Here is a 17,245-nt window from a genome sequence, read left to right on the forward strand (position 1 = left end):
TGAGTTTCTCTCTCTTCTCGGTCGCTCTTCAATCTGTTCTTTTCGATTGTCTCGGTTTTTTTGCTTTCGATTATATTCAGTTTTCAATGTACTAACCCTTGAGACTTTATGTCTCAATGGAGGCTAACGGGATCGAACCGATGACCTCCTGCGTGCAAAGCAGGCGCTCTCCCATCTGAGCTAAGCCCCCATCATTGCCTTTTATCAAAGCTTTTAGCTTTGAATGGGCCTAAATGGACTTGAACCATCGACCTCACGCTTATCAGGCGTGCGCTCTAACCAGCTGAGCTATAGGCCCGATTGTGCTTGGCTTGTTATTCAAGTTGTTTGAGGTAATACCCTCAAAACTAAACAAAGTTTCTCAGTGTGCTTCCGCTTGGCTTTCTCGATGACTTCTCTTTAGTGCTCTCGCACTCTCCATCATCTTTCGCCTTCCTTAGAAAGGAGGTGATCCAGCCGCAGGTTCTCCTACGGCTACCTTGTTACGACTTCACCCTAATCATCTGTCCTACCTTAGACGGCTGACTCCTATAAAGGTTATCCCACCGGCTTTGGGTGTTACAGACTCTCATGGTGTGACGGGCGGTGTGTACAAGGCCCGGGAACGTATTCACCGCGGCGTGCTGATCCGCGATTACTAGCGATTCCAGCTTCGTGTAGGCGAGTTGCAGCCTACAGTCCGAACTGAGAACGGCTTTAAGAGATCCGCTTGCCTTCGCAGGTTCGCTTCTCGTTGTACCGTCCATTGTAGCACGTGTGTAGCCCAGGTCATAAGGGGCATGATGACTTGACGTCATCCCCACCTTCCTCCGGTTTGTCACCGGCAGTCTCATTAGAGTGCCCAACTTAATGATGGCAACTAATGACAAGGGTTGCGCTCGTTGCGGGACTTAACCCAACATCTCACGACACGAGCTGACGACAGCCATGCACCACCTGTCTCAGCGTCCCCGAAGGGAACACCTAATCTCTTAGGTTTGCACTGGATGTCAAGACCTGGTAAGGTTCTTCGCGTTGCTTCGAATTAAACCACATGCTCCACCGCTTGTGCGGGCCCCCGTCAATTCCTTTGAGTTTCAACCTTGCGGTCGTACTCCCCAGGCGGAGTGCTTAATGCGTTAGCTGCAGCACTGAGAGGCGGAAACCTCCCAACACTTAGCACTCATCGTTTACGGCATGGACTACCAGGGTATCTAATCCTGTTCGCTACCCATGCTTTCGAGCCTCAGCGTCAGTTGCAGACCAGAGAGCCGCCTTCGCCACTGGTGTTCTTCCATATATCTACGCATTCCACCGCTACACATGGAGTTCCACTCTCCTCTTCTGCACTCAAGTTCAACAGTTTCTGATGCAATTCTCCGGTTGAGCCGAAGGCTTTCACATCAGACTTATTGAACCGCCTGCACTCGCTTTACGCCCAATAAATCCGGACAACGCTTGCCACCTACGTATTACCGCGGCTGCTGGCACGTAGTTAGCCGTGACTTTCTAAGTAATTACCGTCAAATAAAGGCCAGTTACTACCTCTATCTTTCTTCACTACCAACAGAGCTTTACGAGCCGAAACCCTTCTTCACTCACGCGGCGTTGCTCCATCAGACTTGCGTCCATTGTGGAAGATTCCCTACTGCTGCCTCCCGTAGGAGTTTGGGCCGTGTCTCAGTCCCAATGTGGCCGATCAGTCTCTCAACTCGGCTATGCATCATTGCCTTGGTAAGCCGTTACCTTACCAACTAGCTAATGCACCGCAGGTCCATCCAAGAGTGATAGCAGAACCATCTTTCAAACTCTAGACATGCGTCTAGTGTTGTTATCCGGTATTAGCATCTGTTTCCAGGTGTTATCCCAGTCTCTTGGGCAGGTTACCCACGTGTTACTCACCCGTCCGCCGCTCGCTTGTATCTAGTTTCATTTAGTGCAAGCACTAAAATCATCTAGGCAAGCTCGCTCGACTTGCATGTATTAGGCACGCCGCCAGCGTTCGTCCTGAGCCAGGATCAAACTCTCATTTTCCTTTTTGAAAATGAGCTTTTTATCGTTTAGCTCTAAAACTTTCTTTGAGTTATCTCAAATTTATTGCTTGCGAATTGACTTCGCTTTTGTTTGGGATTTTTATTTATCCCGCACACTTTCAGCGAAACTTTGTTCAGTTTTCAAGGTACTACCGTTGTCATGTGACAACTTTTATATTATATCATGTCTTTTGATCTTTGACAAGAACTTTTTAATCTTTCTCATCTCTCTCAAATGACAGCTTTATAATATTATCATCTTTTCCCTGCTTTGACAAGGTATTTTTATCAATTTCTTGATAAAAATAGGAGCCATATCGACTCCATTGGCTCCGGCTGTCAGACTCGAACTGACGACAACCTGATTAACAGTCAGGTGCTCTACCAACTGAGCTAAGCCGGAATATTAAAAAAGAGCACGGCGACTGCCTACCCTCGCAGGCAGTTTCCCACCAACTACTCTCGGCGTTAAGAAGCTTAACTTCTGTGTTCGGCATGGGAACAGGTGTATCCTTCTTGCCATCGCCACCGTACTCTTTCTGAGCTTTTACACTCAAAACTGAATATAATCTCTTGCTTTAAAAACCTTTGAGCTTTGGTCAAGTGCTCGACTGATTAGTACTAGTCCGCTCCACATATCACTATGCTTCCACTCCTAGCCTATCTACCTCATCGTCTTTAAGGTGTCTTACTGCTTGCGCATCGGAAATCTCATCTTGAGGGGGGCTTCGCACTTAGATGCTTTCAGCGCTTATCCCTTCCATACATAGCTACCCAGCGATGCCTTTGGCAAGACAACTGGTACACCAGCGGTATGTCCATCCCGGTCCTCTCGTACTAAGGACAGCTCCTCTCAAATTTCCTACGCCCACGACGGATAGGGACCGAACTGTCTCACGACGTTCTGAACCCAGCTCGCGTGCCGCTTTAATGGGCGAACAGCCCAACCCTTGGGACCGACTTCAGCCCCAGGATGCGACGAGCCGACATCGAGGTGCCAAACCTCCCCGTCGATGTGAACTCTTGGGGGAGATAAGCCTGTTATCCCCAGGGTAGCTTTTATCCGTTGAGTGATGGCCTTTCCATGCAGTACCACCAGATCACTAAGCCCGACTTTCGTCCCTGCTCGAGGTGTACCTCTCGCAGTCAAGCTCCCTTATACCTTTACACTCTGCGAATGATTTCCAACCATTCTGAGGGAACCTTTGGGCGCCTCCGTTACATTTTAGGAGGCGACCGCCCCAGTCAAACTGCCCACCTGACACTGTCCTCCAGAACGCTCAGCTCTGCGAGTTAGAGGATCCATCAAACAAGGGTAGTATCCCAACATTGCCTCCGGTAAGACTAGCGTCCTACTTTCTCTGGCTCCTACCTATCCTGTACATGTTTAACAAATACTCAATATCAAGCTACAGTAAAGCTCCATGGGGTCTTTCCGTCCTGTCGCGGGTAACCCGCATCTTCACGGGTATTATAATTTCACCGAGTCTCTCGTTGAGACAGTGCCCAAATCATTACACCTTTCGTGCAGGTCGGAACTTACCCGACAAGGAATTTCGCTACCTTAGGACCGTTATAGTTACGGCCGCCGTTTACTGGGGCTTCAATTCAAACCTTCGCTTACGCTAAGCTCTCCTCTTAACCTTCCAGCACCGGGCAGGTGTCAGCACCTATACGTCATCTTACGATTTTGCAGATACCTGTGTTTTTGATAAACAGTTGTTTGGGCCTATTCACTGCGGCTGATATTTTACTATCAGCACCCCTTCTCCCGAAGTTACGGGGTCATTTTGCCGAGTTCCTTAACGAGAGTTCTCTCGCTCACCTGAGTGTTCTCCACTCGACTACCTGTGTCGGTTTGCGGTACGGGTAAAATTGCTCTGGCTAGAAGCTTTTCTTGGCAGTGTGACATCATGACCTTCGCTACTTTTATTTCGCTCCGCGTCACAGCTTGAAATCTAAAGACAAGCATTTGACTCATCTTTTTTCTTACTGCTTGCACATGTATTTCCAGCAACATGCGTCATTAGCCTCCTGCGTCCCTCCTTTGCTCATATCGAACAATTTCAGTACAGGAATCTCTACCTGTTGTCCATCGGCTACGCCTCTCGGCCTTACCTTAGGTCCCGACTTACCCTGGGCGGACGAGCCTGCCCCAGGAAACCTTAGTCTTTCGGCGGATAGGATTCTCACCTATCTTTCGCTACTCATACCGGCATTCTCACTTCTAAGCGCTCCATTAGTCCTCTCGATCTAACTTCGCCGCACTTAGAACGCTCTCCTACCACGCATATAATATATGCATCCACAGTTTCGGTACTATGCTTAGCCCCGGTACATTTTCGGCGCAGCGTCACTCGACTAGTGAGCTATTACGCACTCTTTAAATGGTGGCTGCTTCTAAGCCAACATCCTAGTTGTCTACGCAACTCCACATCCTTTTCCACTTAGCATAGATTTGGGGACCTTAACTGGTGATCTGGGCTGTTTCCCTTTCGACTACGGATCTTATCACTCGCAGTCTGACTCCCGTGCATTGATATCTGGCATTCGGAGTTTATCTGGATTCAGTAACCCCTGACGGGCCCCTAGTCCAAACAGCGCTCTACCTCCATTATCATTCACACGAGGCTAGCCCTAAAGCTATTTCGGAGAGAACCAGCTATCTCCAAGTTCGTTTGGAATTTCACCGCTACCCACAACTCATCCCCGCGATTTTTAACTCACGTGGGTTCGGTCCTCCAGCGTGTTTTACCACGCCTTCAACCTGGTCATGGGTAGGTCACTTGGTTTCGGGTCTACGTCATGATACTCTTTCGCCCTATTCAGACTCGCTTTCGCTCCGGCTCCGTCTTTTCTGACTTAACCTTGCACCATAACGTAACTCGCCGGTTCATTCTACAAAAGGCACGCCATTACACTTTAATGTGCTTTGACTACTTGTAGGCACACGGTTTCAGGTTCTCTTTCACTCCCCTTCCGGGGTTCTTTTCACCTTTCCCTCACGGTACTGGTTCACTATCGGTCACTAGTTAGTATTTAGCCTTGCGAGATGGTCCTCGCGGTTTCAATCGGGATTCCTCGTGTCCCGACCTACTCAGGATCCTGCTAAGTCTCTCCGCAATTTCGCTTACGGGGCTCTCACCCTCTCTGGCTTATCTTTCCAGATAATTCTGCTATCGCTTCAAGTACTACATCGCAGTCCTACAACCCCAACTGGCAAGCCAGCTGGTTTGGGCTCTTTCCTGTTCGCTCGCCGCTACTTGGGAAATCGATTTTTCTTTCTCTTCCTGCAGCTACTTAGATGTTTCAGTTCACTGCGTCTTCCTTCATTAACCTTAACAGCTAATGATAATACCTCGCGGTATTGGGTTCCCCCATTCGGATATCTCCGGATCATTGCTTACTTACTGCTCCCCGAAGCCTTTCGTGGTTCGTCACGTCCTTCATCGGCTTCTAGTGCCTAGGCATTCACCATGCGCCCTTTTCTACTTGACCTATTTTCAAGTTGAGTTTCTCTCTCTTCTCGGTCGCTCTTCAATCTGTTCTTTTCGATTGTCTCGGTTTTTTTGCTTTCGATTATATTCAGTTTTCAATGTACTAACCCTTGAGACTTTATGTCTCAATGGAGGCTAACGGGATCGAACCGATGACCTCCTGCGTGCAAAGCAGGCGCTCTCCCATCTGAGCTAAGCCCCCATCATTGCCTTTTATCAAAGCTTTTAGCTTTGAATGGGCCTAAATGGACTTGAACCATCGACCTCACGCTTATCAGGCGTGCGCTCTAACCAGCTGAGCTATAGGCCCGATTGTGCTTGGCTTGTTATTCAAGTTGTTTGAGGTAATACCCTCAAAACTAAACAAAGTTTCTCAGTGTGCTTCCGCTTGGCTTTCTCGATGACTTCTCTTTAGTGCTCTCGCACTCTCCATCATCTTTCGCCTTCCTTAGAAAGGAGGTGATCCAGCCGCAGGTTCTCCTACGGCTACCTTGTTACGACTTCACCCTAATCATCTGTCCTACCTTAGACGGCTGACTCCTATAAAGGTTATCCCACCGGCTTTGGGTGTTACAGACTCTCATGGTGTGACGGGCGGTGTGTACAAGGCCCGGGAACGTATTCACCGCGGCGTGCTGATCCGCGATTACTAGCGATTCCAGCTTCGTGTAGGCGAGTTGCAGCCTACAGTCCGAACTGAGAACGGCTTTAAGAGATCCGCTTGCCTTCGCAGGTTCGCTTCTCGTTGTACCGTCCATTGTAGCACGTGTGTAGCCCAGGTCATAAGGGGCATGATGACTTGACGTCATCCCCACCTTCCTCCGGTTTGTCACCGGCAGTCTCATTAGAGTGCCCAACTTAATGATGGCAACTAATGACAAGGGTTGCGCTCGTTGCGGGACTTAACCCAACATCTCACGACACGAGCTGACGACAGCCATGCACCACCTGTCTCAGCGTCCCCGAAGGGAACACCTAATCTCTTAGGTTTGCACTGGATGTCAAGACCTGGTAAGGTTCTTCGCGTTGCTTCGAATTAAACCACATGCTCCACCGCTTGTGCGGGCCCCCGTCAATTCCTTTGAGTTTCAACCTTGCGGTCGTACTCCCCAGGCGGAGTGCTTAATGCGTTAGCTGCAGCACTGAGAGGCGGAAACCTCCCAACACTTAGCACTCATCGTTTACGGCATGGACTACCAGGGTATCTAATCCTGTTCGCTACCCATGCTTTCGAGCCTCAGCGTCAGTTGCAGACCAGAGAGCCGCCTTCGCCACTGGTGTTCTTCCATATATCTACGCATTCCACCGCTACACATGGAGTTCCACTCTCCTCTTCTGCACTCAAGTTCAACAGTTTCTGATGCAATTCTCCGGTTGAGCCGAAGGCTTTCACATCAGACTTATTGAACCGCCTGCACTCGCTTTACGCCCAATAAATCCGGACAACGCTTGCCACCTACGTATTACCGCGGCTGCTGGCACGTAGTTAGCCGTGACTTTCTAAGTAATTACCGTCAAATAAAGGCCAGTTACTACCTCTATCTTTCTTCACTACCAACAGAGCTTTACGAGCCGAAACCCTTCTTCACTCACGCGGCGTTGCTCCATCAGACTTGCGTCCATTGTGGAAGATTCCCTACTGCTGCCTCCCGTAGGAGTTTGGGCCGTGTCTCAGTCCCAATGTGGCCGATCAGTCTCTCAACTCGGCTATGCATCATTGCCTTGGTAAGCCGTTACCTTACCAACTAGCTAATGCACCGCAGGTCCATCCAAGAGTGATAGCAGAACCATCTTTCAAACTCTAGACATGCGTCTAGTGTTGTTATCCGGTATTAGCATCTGTTTCCAGGTGTTATCCCAGTCTCTTGGGCAGGTTACCCACGTGTTACTCACCCGTCCGCCGCTCGCTTGTATCTAGTTTCATTTAGTGCAAGCACTAAAATCATCTAGGCAAGCTCGCTCGACTTGCATGTATTAGGCACGCCGCCAGCGTTCGTCCTGAGCCAGGATCAAACTCTCATTTTCCTTTTTGAAAATGAGCTTTTTATCGTTTAGCTCTAAAACTTTCTTTGAGTTATCTCAAATTTATTGCTTGCGAATTGACTTCGCTTTTGTTTGGGATTTTTATTTATCCCGCACACTTTCAGCGAAACTTTGTTCAGTTTTCAAGGTACTACCGTTGTCATGTGACAACTTTTATATTATATCATGTCTTTTGATCTTTGACAAGAACTTTTTAATCTTTCTCATCTCTCTCAAATGACAGCTTTATAATATTATCATCTTTTCCCTGCTTTGACAAGGTATTTTTATCAATTTCTTGATAAAAATAGGAGCCATATCGACTCCATTGGCTCCGGCTGTCAGACTCGAACTGACGACAACCTGATTAACAGTCAGGTGCTCTACCAACTGAGCTAAGCCGGAATATTAAAAAAGAGCACGGCGACTGCCTACCCTCGCAGGCAGTTTCCCACCAACTACTCTCGGCGTTAAGAAGCTTAACTTCTGTGTTCGGCATGGGAACAGGTGTATCCTTCTTGCCATCGCCACCGTACTCTTTCTGAGCTTTTACACTCAAAACTGAATATAATCTCTTGCTTTAAAAACCTTTGAGCTTTGGTCAAGTGCTCGACTGATTAGTACTAGTCCGCTCCACATATCACTATGCTTCCACTCCTAGCCTATCTACCTCATCGTCTTTAAGGTGTCTTACTGCTTGCGCATCGGAAATCTCATCTTGAGGGGGGCTTCGCACTTAGATGCTTTCAGCGCTTATCCCTTCCATACATAGCTACCCAGCGATGCCTTTGGCAAGACAACTGGTACACCAGCGGTATGTCCATCCCGGTCCTCTCGTACTAAGGACAGCTCCTCTCAAATTTCCTACGCCCACGACGGATAGGGACCGAACTGTCTCACGACGTTCTGAACCCAGCTCGCGTGCCGCTTTAATGGGCGAACAGCCCAACCCTTGGGACCGACTTCAGCCCCAGGATGCGACGAGCCGACATCGAGGTGCCAAACCTCCCCGTCGATGTGAACTCTTGGGGGAGATAAGCCTGTTATCCCCAGGGTAGCTTTTATCCGTTGAGTGATGGCCTTTCCATGCAGTACCACCAGATCACTAAGCCCGACTTTCGTCCCTGCTCGAGGTGTACCTCTCGCAGTCAAGCTCCCTTATACCTTTACACTCTGCGAATGATTTCCAACCATTCTGAGGGAACCTTTGGGCGCCTCCGTTACATTTTAGGAGGCGACCGCCCCAGTCAAACTGCCCACCTGACACTGTCCTCCAGAACGCTCAGCTCTGCGAGTTAGAGGATCCATCAAACAAGGGTAGTATCCCAACATTGCCTCCGGTAAGACTAGCGTCCTACTTTCTCTGGCTCCTACCTATCCTGTACATGTTTAACAAATACTCAATATCAAGCTACAGTAAAGCTCCATGGGGTCTTTCCGTCCTGTCGCGGGTAACCCGCATCTTCACGGGTATTATAATTTCACCGAGTCTCTCGTTGAGACAGTGCCCAAATCATTACACCTTTCGTGCAGGTCGGAACTTACCCGACAAGGAATTTCGCTACCTTAGGACCGTTATAGTTACGGCCGCCGTTTACTGGGGCTTCAATTCAAACCTTCGCTTACGCTAAGCTCTCCTCTTAACCTTCCAGCACCGGGCAGGTGTCAGCACCTATACGTCATCTTACGATTTTGCAGATACCTGTGTTTTTGATAAACAGTTGTTTGGGCCTATTCACTGCGGCTGATATTTTACTATCAGCACCCCTTCTCCCGAAGTTACGGGGTCATTTTGCCGAGTTCCTTAACGAGAGTTCTCTCGCTCACCTGAGTGTTCTCCACTCGACTACCTGTGTCGGTTTGCGGTACGGGTAAAATTGCTCTGGCTAGAAGCTTTTCTTGGCAGTGTGACATCATGACCTTCGCTACTTTTATTTCGCTCCGCGTCACAGCTTGAAATCTAAAGACAAGCATTTGACTCATCTTTTTTCTTACTGCTTGCACATGTATTTCCAGCAACATGCGTCATTAGCCTCCTGCGTCCCTCCTTTGCTCATATCGAACAATTTCAGTACAGGAATCTCTACCTGTTGTCCATCGGCTACGCCTCTCGGCCTTACCTTAGGTCCCGACTTACCCTGGGCGGACGAGCCTGCCCCAGGAAACCTTAGTCTTTCGGCGGATAGGATTCTCACCTATCTTTCGCTACTCATACCGGCATTCTCACTTCTAAGCGCTCCATTAGTCCTCTCGATCTAACTTCGCCGCACTTAGAACGCTCTCCTACCACGCATATAATATATGCATCCACAGTTTCGGTACTATGCTTAGCCCCGGTACATTTTCGGCGCAGCGTCACTCGACTAGTGAGCTATTACGCACTCTTTAAATGGTGGCTGCTTCTAAGCCAACATCCTAGTTGTCTACGCAACTCCACATCCTTTTCCACTTAGCATAGATTTGGGGACCTTAACTGGTGATCTGGGCTGTTTCCCTTTCGACTACGGATCTTATCACTCGCAGTCTGACTCCCGTGCATTGATATCTGGCATTCGGAGTTTATCTGGATTCAGTAACCCCTGACGGGCCCCTAGTCCAAACAGCGCTCTACCTCCATTATCATTCACACGAGGCTAGCCCTAAAGCTATTTCGGAGAGAACCAGCTATCTCCAAGTTCGTTTGGAATTTCACCGCTACCCACAACTCATCCCCGCGATTTTTAACTCACGTGGGTTCGGTCCTCCAGCGTGTTTTACCACGCCTTCAACCTGGTCATGGGTAGGTCACTTGGTTTCGGGTCTACGTCATGATACTCTTTCGCCCTATTCAGACTCGCTTTCGCTCCGGCTCCGTCTTTTCTGACTTAACCTTGCACCATAACGTAACTCGCCGGTTCATTCTACAAAAGGCACGCCATTACACTTTAATGTGCTTTGACTACTTGTAGGCACACGGTTTCAGGTTCTCTTTCACTCCCCTTCCGGGGTTCTTTTCACCTTTCCCTCACGGTACTGGTTCACTATCGGTCACTAGTTAGTATTTAGCCTTGCGAGATGGTCCTCGCGGTTTCAATCGGGATTCCTCGTGTCCCGACCTACTCAGGATCCTGCTAAGTCTCTCCGCAATTTCGCTTACGGGGCTCTCACCCTCTCTGGCTTATCTTTCCAGATAATTCTGCTATCGCTTCAAGTACTACATCGCAGTCCTACAACCCCAACTGGCAAGCCAGCTGGTTTGGGCTCTTTCCTGTTCGCTCGCCGCTACTTGGGAAATCGATTTTTCTTTCTCTTCCTGCAGCTACTTAGATGTTTCAGTTCACTGCGTCTTCCTTCATTAACCTTAACAGCTAATGATAATACCTCGCGGTATTGGGTTCCCCCATTCGGATATCTCCGGATCATTGCTTACTTACTGCTCCCCGAAGCCTTTCGTGGTTCGTCACGTCCTTCATCGGCTTCTAGTGCCTAGGCATTCACCATGCGCCCTTTTCTACTTGACCTATTTTCAAGTTGAGTTTCTCTCTCTTCTCGGTCGCTCTTCAATCTGTTCTTTTCGATTGTCTCGGTTTTTTTGCTTTCGATTATATTCAGTTTTCAATGTACTAACCCTTGAGACTTTATGTCTCAATGGAGGCTAACGGGATCGAACCGATGACCTCCTGCGTGCAAAGCAGGCGCTCTCCCATCTGAGCTAAGCCCCCATCATTGCCTTTTATCAAAGCTTTTAGCTTTGAATGGGCCTAAATGGACTTGAACCATCGACCTCACGCTTATCAGGCGTGCGCTCTAACCAGCTGAGCTATAGGCCCGATTGTGCTTGGCTTGTTATTCAAGTTGTTTGAGGTAATACCCTCAAAACTAAACAAAGTTTCTCAGTGTGCTTCCGCTTGGCTTTCTCGATGACTTCTCTTTAGTGCTCTCGCACTCTCCATCATCTTTCGCCTTCCTTAGAAAGGAGGTGATCCAGCCGCAGGTTCTCCTACGGCTACCTTGTTACGACTTCACCCTAATCATCTGTCCTACCTTAGACGGCTGACTCCTATAAAGGTTATCCCACCGGCTTTGGGTGTTACAGACTCTCATGGTGTGACGGGCGGTGTGTACAAGGCCCGGGAACGTATTCACCGCGGCGTGCTGATCCGCGATTACTAGCGATTCCAGCTTCGTGTAGGCGAGTTGCAGCCTACAGTCCGAACTGAGAACGGCTTTAAGAGATCCGCTTGCCTTCGCAGGTTCGCTTCTCGTTGTACCGTCCATTGTAGCACGTGTGTAGCCCAGGTCATAAGGGGCATGATGACTTGACGTCATCCCCACCTTCCTCCGGTTTGTCACCGGCAGTCTCATTAGAGTGCCCAACTTAATGATGGCAACTAATGACAAGGGTTGCGCTCGTTGCGGGACTTAACCCAACATCTCACGACACGAGCTGACGACAGCCATGCACCACCTGTCTCAGCGTCCCCGAAGGGAACACCTAATCTCTTAGGTTTGCACTGGATGTCAAGACCTGGTAAGGTTCTTCGCGTTGCTTCGAATTAAACCACATGCTCCACCGCTTGTGCGGGCCCCCGTCAATTCCTTTGAGTTTCAACCTTGCGGTCGTACTCCCCAGGCGGAGTGCTTAATGCGTTAGCTGCAGCACTGAGAGGCGGAAACCTCCCAACACTTAGCACTCATCGTTTACGGCATGGACTACCAGGGTATCTAATCCTGTTCGCTACCCATGCTTTCGAGCCTCAGCGTCAGTTGCAGACCAGAGAGCCGCCTTCGCCACTGGTGTTCTTCCATATATCTACGCATTCCACCGCTACACATGGAGTTCCACTCTCCTCTTCTGCACTCAAGTTCAACAGTTTCTGATGCAATTCTCCGGTTGAGCCGAAGGCTTTCACATCAGACTTATTGAACCGCCTGCACTCGCTTTACGCCCAATAAATCCGGACAACGCTTGCCACCTACGTATTACCGCGGCTGCTGGCACGTAGTTAGCCGTGACTTTCTAAGTAATTACCGTCAAATAAAGGCCAGTTACTACCTCTATCTTTCTTCACTACCAACAGAGCTTTACGAGCCGAAACCCTTCTTCACTCACGCGGCGTTGCTCCATCAGACTTGCGTCCATTGTGGAAGATTCCCTACTGCTGCCTCCCGTAGGAGTTTGGGCCGTGTCTCAGTCCCAATGTGGCCGATCAGTCTCTCAACTCGGCTATGCATCATTGCCTTGGTAAGCCGTTACCTTACCAACTAGCTAATGCACCGCAGGTCCATCCAAGAGTGATAGCAGAACCATCTTTCAAACTCTAGACATGCGTCTAGTGTTGTTATCCGGTATTAGCATCTGTTTCCAGGTGTTATCCCAGTCTCTTGGGCAGGTTACCCACGTGTTACTCACCCGTCCGCCGCTCGCTTGTATCTAGTTTCATTTAGTGCAAGCACTAAAATCATCTAGGCAAGCTCGCTCGACTTGCATGTATTAGGCACGCCGCCAGCGTTCGTCCTGAGCCAGGATCAAACTCTCATTTTCCTTTTTGAAAATGAGCTTTTTATCGTTTAGCTCTAAAACTTTCTTTGAGTTATCTCAAATTTATTGCTTGCGAATTGACTTCGCTTTTGTTTGGGATTTTTATTTATCCCGCACACTTTCAGCGAAACTTTGTTCAGTTTTCAAGGTACTACCGTTGTCATGTGACAACTTTTATATTATATCATGTCTTTTGATCTTTGACAAGAACTTTTTAATCTTTCTCATCTCTCTCAAATGACAGCTTTATAATATTATCATCTTTTCCCTGCTTTGACAAGATCTTTTTTAACCTTTTTATTGGCTCTTTTTGCTCTTGCCTCAAACAGCATGTATTACTTTACAGACTTTTTTCCTTTTCGTCAACCCTTTTCTGCTAAAATTTAGCATTATTTTTTAGAGTGCTAAAAAAGGCTTCACAATCGAAGCCTTTTTGTTAATTTTGTAATTTAGAATGTTTTATTCCATATGTTGCATACACAATTATTCCCACTATTAGCCAAATTCCAACCATAATCTTAGTAGTTTTCGGTAACATCCAAATAAAGTATACACTCAATAATCCAGCTACCACAGGTAATACAGGATAAAGTGGCATTTTAAACCCATCATTCACTATATCTTTTCTATGACGAAGTGGAATAATTCCAAAAGAAATCAAAGCAAACGCAATTAAAGTTCCCGCATTGATTAAGGATGCCAATTCCATCAAAGGAACCAATCCTGCAAAAACAGCAGCTACTATTGTAGAAACAATTACTGCATGATCCGGAATCATTTTCTTAGCATGCACGCTTCCCATCGAATCAGGCAGCAATCCATCTCTTCCTAAAGCATATAGTAATCTCGATCCACCTAAAAGCATAGTAATCATCGCAGTAAAGATACCTACCAAAGCTCCTACTGTAATCAATTTATTCCAAGCAGTCAATCCTACAACTTTCAAGGCATACGCAGCTGGATCGTCTACATTTAACTGCTTGTAGTTTACCATTCCGGTTAAGACTAAGGAAAAACTAACATATAGTAACACAGCAATAATTACTGTTCCCATAATTCCTTTAACAACATTTTTTTCAGGATCTTTAGTCTCAGCACTGTTAGCGGCTAAAGCATCAAAGCCAATAAATGCAAAAAACACTGTTGCAGCAGCTGTAGAAATTCCTCCAATTCCTAACGGTGGAGTTTGGAACTTTTTAGGATAAAAAGGAATATAGTTCTCAGTCTTAATGTAAAAAAGTCCAATTACAATAAACAAAATAATAATTGCTACTTTTATGATTACAGCAATATTTTCTACACGTTTAGAAAGATTAGCTCCTTGATATAAAATTAAAGCAACAATTAAAACAATTAAAACTGCAGAAAAGTTGATTACGCCGCCTTCCATTGGACCAGCTTCAAGAGCTTTAGGCAAATGAATCCCAATTGGAGCCAAAATATTATTATTAAAATATGATGCAAAACCAGTAGCTTCAGCAGAAACTGCTAAAAAGTATTCTAATAACAGTCCCCAGCCAATTATCCAGCCTACGACTTCTCCGTAAATTACGGAACCAAATGAATACGCAGAACCAGCTACTGGCATAGCAGAAGAAAATTCAGCATATGCCATCCCCACCATACCAGAAACTATGGCTGCTAATAAAAAAGAAATCGCAACCGCAGGTCCGGCATGTTGAGCTGCTTCATGACCAGGTAAAATAAAAATTCCAGTTCCGATAACTGCTCCAATTCCCAGTGCAACTAAATCACGTGCATTCAAGTGTCTAGTCAACCGTGAATCAGCTTTTAAAAAAGTTTTTACTGGAACTTTCTTAAAGAAGTTTTTCATCCTAACTCTCCTTAATTTATTTTTAATTATTATACCTGATTTTGTGGGGATTTCTACCCTATAATTAAAATTAATTAAAAAAAGACCGCGAAATTATTCGCGGTCTTTCTTAAAAATAGAGTTAACTATTTTTCTTCTTTCTTATCAGCCTTTTCAGCTTCCTTGATGTCTTTCTTTTCTTGTTCACGAGTTTCTTTATCGAACAAAACATCTTCTAAAATCTCACCATTTAAGTACAAGTGCTTATCATCAATAGTGAATTTAACTTCCTTAGTATCTGGCTTAGAAACAATCAACTTAGCAGCTGGAGTTTCAAGATCTTGTTCAACAACTCTTCTTAATGGACGAGCACCAAATTCCTTGTCATATCCCTTCTTAGCCAAGTACTTCTTAGCATCAGCAGTAACATGAAGTTTGATGTTTCTCTTAGCAAGAGATTTTTCCATCTTAGCTAAGTAGAGGTCTAAGATCTTAAGCATATCTTCACTAGTCAATGAGTTGAATGGCACAATTGCATCCAGACGGTTCAAAAATTCTGGTCTGAAGTAAACTTCAAGTGCCTTACGTAAAGCATCTTGATCGTCACCCTTAAGTAACTTATCAGAGTATCCAGCGTTTGAAGTCATGATAATGATAGTATCCTTGAAGGAAATTGTTCTACCTTGTGCATCAGTCAAACGACCATCATCCATAATTTGAAGTAAAGCGTTGAAGACTTGTGGATTTGCTTTTTCAATTTCATCAAGCAAAATCAATGAATATGGTTGGTGACGAATCTTTTCAGTTAATTGTCCACCTTCACCATAACCAACATAACCTGGTGCTGAACCAATCAACTTGTTAACAGCCATTTGGTCTTGGTATTCTGACATATCCAAACGTACTAAAGCATCAGCCTTACCAAACAACTTAATTGCTAATTGTTTAGCCAATTCAGTCTTACCAACACCGGTAGGACCAGTAAGTAAGAATGAACCAGTTGGGCGGTTAGAGTCCTTAAATACTTGCTTACGAGCAATTGCGTCAGTGATGATATCAATTGCCTTATCTTGGTCAATAACAACCTTCTTTAAATCAGCAGCTAAGTTAGCGTTCTTTTGAGCTTCATTTGCATTAATTTCGCTCATTGGGATACCAGTCTTAGTTTGAATTAAAGCGTACATATCTTCTGGTGTAACTTTAAGTTCACTTGCTTTACCAGCAGTCTTAAGGTCCTTCTTAAGGTCTTCAATTTCTTTCTTAAGCTTAGCAGCTTCGTCATACTTTTCATTCTTAGCTGCTTCTGCTTTTTTACCTTCTAAGGCATGAATCTTATTCTTAATTGAAGTTTCATCCTTTTGATCCATACCCAAAGACTTCTTAGCACCAGCTTCATCCATTAAGTCAATTGCCTTATCTGGTAAATGACGATCATTGATGTAACGGTTTGAAAGTTCAGCAGCAAGTTTTAGTGCTTCTGGATCATATTTAACATTGTGATACTTTTCATATCTTGGAGCTAAGCCCTTCAAAATTTGAATAGCATCCTTGATAGTTGGTTCTGGAACTTGAACTGGTTGGAATCTTCTAGCTAAAGCAGGATCCTTTTCGATTTGTTGGTATTCACTAGTTGTTGTTGCACCAATTACACGAATTTCGCCACTTGCTAAAGCTGGCTTTAAGATGTTAGCAGCATCCCCAGAATTGTTTTCTGAGTCAGTAGAACCTGCACCAACAATATTATGTAATTCATCGATAAAGAGGATAACGTTCTTATCACCTTTAGCTTTATCAATAATCTTCTTTAATTTTTCTTCAAAACTACCACGAAGAGAAGTACCTGCAACCAATTCATTGATGTTTAACTCAATAATATGAGCGTTCTTTAATTTTTCTGGAACATCCCCATCAACAATTCTTTGTGCCAATCCTTCAACTACTGAAGTTTTACCAACACCAGCAGGTCCAGTTAAAACTGGGTTATTCTTCTTACGTCTACTTAAAATTTCAATAACTTGGTCAATAACTGCAGTACGACCAATAACTGGATCGTACTTACCATTCTTAGCTTGTTCAGTTAAATCAACACCAATTGGCTTTTCTTTTTGTTGTTGGCCGTTTTGAGCTCCTTGTTGAGGTGCTTGACCAGCGCTAAATCTCATTGGTTGTTGACCATTAGACATTCTTCCATCATTGAAAAAGTCTCTATTTAATTCATTAAACAAATCATCAAAATTGTAGTTTCCATTGTCAAAGTATGCCATGCTTTACACACTCCTCATATTCTTCAAAATTTTAGCACTCATTAGTTTTAAGTGCTAACTACTCACAGCTTTTATTATAGCAGGTTATCCACAGAAATCCAAATATTATATCATAT

General features: G+C 45.8%; 2 protein-coding genes, 8 tRNA genes and 7 rRNA genes. All 17 read right to left on the bottom strand.

The genetic code is table 11. From position 1 onward, the window contains the following. Positions 1-117: 117 nt before the first annotated feature. A tRNA-Ala gene (locus QM512_RS07950) sits at positions 118-190 on the bottom strand. Positions 191-224: 34 nt separating this feature from the next. Next, a tRNA-Ile gene (locus QM512_RS07955) sits at positions 225-298 on the bottom strand. A gap of 142 nt (positions 299-440) precedes the next feature. Further along, positions 441-2,013 (bottom strand): 16S ribosomal RNA (locus tag QM512_RS07960). A gap of 326 nt (positions 2,014-2,339) precedes the next feature. After that, positions 2,340-2,415 (bottom strand) — tRNA-Asn (locus tag QM512_RS07965). A 13-nt stretch (positions 2,416-2,428) separates the two neighbouring features. After that, positions 2,429-2,545: ribosomal RNA gene (gene rrf, locus QM512_RS07970) — 5S ribosomal RNA — on the bottom strand. A 62-nt stretch (positions 2,546-2,607) separates the two neighbouring features. Then, positions 2,608-5,510: ribosomal RNA gene (locus QM512_RS07975) — 23S ribosomal RNA — on the bottom strand. A 128-nt stretch (positions 5,511-5,638) separates the two neighbouring features. Further along, positions 5,639-5,711 (bottom strand) — tRNA-Ala (locus QM512_RS07980). A 34-nt stretch (positions 5,712-5,745) separates the two neighbouring features. Then, positions 5,746-5,819 (bottom strand) — tRNA-Ile (locus tag QM512_RS07985). Positions 5,820-5,961: 142 nt separating this feature from the next. After that, a 16S ribosomal RNA gene (locus tag QM512_RS07990) occupies positions 5,962-7,534 on the bottom strand. Positions 7,535-7,860: 326 nt separating this feature from the next. After that, positions 7,861-7,936, bottom strand: a tRNA-Asn gene (locus QM512_RS07995). Positions 7,937-7,949: 13 nt separating this feature from the next. Continuing rightward, positions 7,950-8,066, bottom strand: a 5S ribosomal RNA gene (rrf, locus tag QM512_RS08000). A 62-nt stretch (positions 8,067-8,128) separates the two neighbouring features. Beyond that, positions 8,129-11,031: ribosomal RNA gene (locus QM512_RS08005) — 23S ribosomal RNA — on the bottom strand. A gap of 128 nt (positions 11,032-11,159) precedes the next feature. After that, a tRNA-Ala gene (locus tag QM512_RS08010) sits at positions 11,160-11,232 on the bottom strand. Positions 11,233-11,266: 34 nt separating this feature from the next. Then, positions 11,267-11,340: transfer RNA gene (locus QM512_RS08015), tRNA-Ile, on the bottom strand. Between the two features lie 142 nt (positions 11,341-11,482). Next, positions 11,483-13,055, bottom strand: a 16S ribosomal RNA gene (locus QM512_RS08020). The 16S, 23S and 5S rRNA genes sit together here with 8 tRNA genes alongside, the layout of an rRNA operon. Before the next feature lie 433 nt (positions 13,056-13,488). Beyond that, on the bottom strand, positions 13,489-14,886 hold the full coding sequence (locus tag QM512_RS08025) for an APC family permease (protein ID WP_282805183.1): 1,398 nt from the start codon (positions 14,884-14,886) through the stop codon (positions 13,489-13,491). A 125-nt stretch (positions 14,887-15,011) separates the two neighbouring features. Further along, the gene (locus QM512_RS08030; RefSeq protein ID WP_282805184.1) at positions 15,012-17,129 is read right to left on the bottom strand and encodes an ATP-dependent Clp protease ATP-binding subunit; all 2,118 of its coding nucleotides are present in this window, start codon (positions 17,127-17,129) and stop codon (positions 15,012-15,014) included. Between the last annotated feature and the right edge of the window lie 116 nt (positions 17,130-17,245).

The sequence above is a fragment of the Lactobacillus isalae genome, from assembly GCF_947539375.1.
GTDB lineage: Bacteria > Bacillota > Bacilli > Lactobacillales > Lactobacillaceae > Lactobacillus > Lactobacillus isalae.